The following is a 1,978-nucleotide window of genomic DNA, read 5'->3' on the forward strand; positions in this document are numbered from 1 at the left end:
ATCGAGCAGACGCTGGCGCGGATCTGGCAAGAGCTGCTGGGCGTCGAACGCCTGGGCCGCCACGACAACTTCTTCGACCTCGGCGGCCATTCGCTGCTGGTGGTGCAGATTCTCGCGCGCCTGCGCGACGAGTTCGATGTCGAGGTGCCGCTGCGCGCCGTGTTCGAGGCGCCGACGGTGAAGTTGCTCGCCGAGCAGGTGGCACTGGTGCTGCAAGCCCCTGCCGGCACCGATGAAGACGAGGCGGAGGCGCTGCTGCAGCGCGTGGCCTCGATGAGCGATGAAGAGGCTGCGGCCATGCTGTCAGCCCTGAACAATGGAGAAAGCACTGTTGGATAACGCTGCCCTGTCGAAAGAAAAGCAGGAGCTGCTGCGGCGGCTGCTGGCCCAGAAGGCCGAGAAGGCCCGGAACGCGCAAATGCCGAACGGCAGCGCCGGCCGCATCCTGCCGGTGCCCCGCGCCGACAGCGGCCAGGCCTTGCCGCTGTCGCTCGGCCAGCAGCGGCTGTGGTTCATCGACCAGCTGGAAGGCCAGGGCATTGGCGAACCGTCGGCGTATCACATCTTCGGCGCGGTGCGCCTGCACGGCGAACTGGACGAGACGGCGCTCCAGTGCGCGCTCGGCACGATCGTGGCGCGGCACGAGGTGCTGAGGACGCGCTTCGAGCCGGGGGCCGGACAGGCGAAGCAAGTCATTGCGGCCGAGCTGCCGTTCGATCTGGGCCGCACGGACGTCGGCCTGGAATCACAGGTGCCATCGCTGGCGCGCGCCGAAGCGCAGCGGCCCTTCGACCTGGCGCATGGCCCGCTGATCCGCGGCCGGCTGCTGAGGCTCGGTGGCCAGGAGCATGTGCTGCTGGTCAGCATGCACCACATCGTGTCCGACGGATGGTCGGTCGGCGTGCTGATCCAGGAACTGCAGGTCTTGTATGCGGCCTTCAGCGCAGGCAAGCCGAATCCATTGCCGCCGCTCGCGCTGCAGTATGCCGACTACGCCGCCTGGCAGACTCAACGCCTGCAAGGCCAAGCGCTGCAAGGCGAGCTGGCTTTCTGGAAAGCGCATCTGCAAGGCGCACCGGCCTTGCTGGACCTGCCCACCGACCGTCCGCGGCCTGCAGTGCAAAGCCACCGTGGCGACAGCGTCAAGCTCGTGCTCGATGAAGCGCTGGTTCGCCAGCTGAAAGCGTTCACGCGCAAGCACGACGCCACGCTGCACATGGTGCTGTACGCGGCGTGGACGGTGCTGCTGTCGCGGCTGAGCGGGCAGGACGACGTGGTGGTGGGCACGCCGGTGGCGAACCGGCTGCGCACGGAGGTGGAGCCGCTGATCGGTTTCTTCGTCAACACGCTGGCGCTGCGGCTGCAGGTGTGGGCCGACGAGGACGTGGCCTCGCTGCTGGCGCGCGTGAAGGCGCAGACGCTGGCCGCCTACGGCCATCAGGAGCTGCCGTTCGAGCAGGTGGTGGAGGCCTTGAACCCGCCACGCAGCTTGGCGCACGGCCCGGTGTTCCAGAACATGTTCGTGCTGCAGACCCGGCCGCGCGGCCGCTGGCAGCTGCCGGGGCTGGAGATGCAGGCGCTGGAGCTGCCGCAGCAAACCGCGCAGTTCGACCTGACGCTCGCGCTGGAAGAGCAGGGCGACCGCATCGAGGGCACGCTGAACTACGCGACCGACCTGTTCGAGCCGGCGACCGTAGCGCGCTGGGCGGGGCATCTCGAGGCCTTGCTGCAGGCGATGGTGCATGACGACACGCAAGCCGTGGGTGCGCTGCCGCTGATGCGGGAAGACGAGCGGTGGCGTGTGCTGCAGTCGTTCAACGAGGCGGGCGAGGCGTATCCGGCGGAGCAGCTGGTGCATGGGTTGATCGAAGCGCAGGCGGTGCGCAGCCCGGATGCGGTGGCAGTGACCGATGCCGGGCGCAGCATCAGCTACGCCGAGCTGAACGCGCGAGCCAACCAGCTGGCGCGCACGCTGCGG

The 1,978-nt window shown here is 68.6% G+C and carries 2 protein-coding genes; both read left to right on the top strand.

All coding sequences use genetic code 11. The annotated features are described in order from the left end of the window. Positions 1–339: phosphopantetheine-binding protein (locus tag ASC87_RS28340; protein WP_157604436.1), on the top strand; the 339-nt coding region annotated here is incomplete at its 5' end. Further along, on the top strand, positions 332–1,978 hold a 1,647-nt coding region (locus ASC87_RS28345; RefSeq protein WP_235582336.1), incomplete at its 3' end, for a condensation domain-containing protein. The genes ASC87_RS28340 and ASC87_RS28345, both read left to right, overlap by 8 nt.

It is taken from the genome of Rhizobacter sp. Root1221 (genome assembly GCF_001425785.1).
Classification (GTDB): domain Bacteria; phylum Pseudomonadota; class Gammaproteobacteria; order Burkholderiales; family Burkholderiaceae_C; genus Rhizobacter.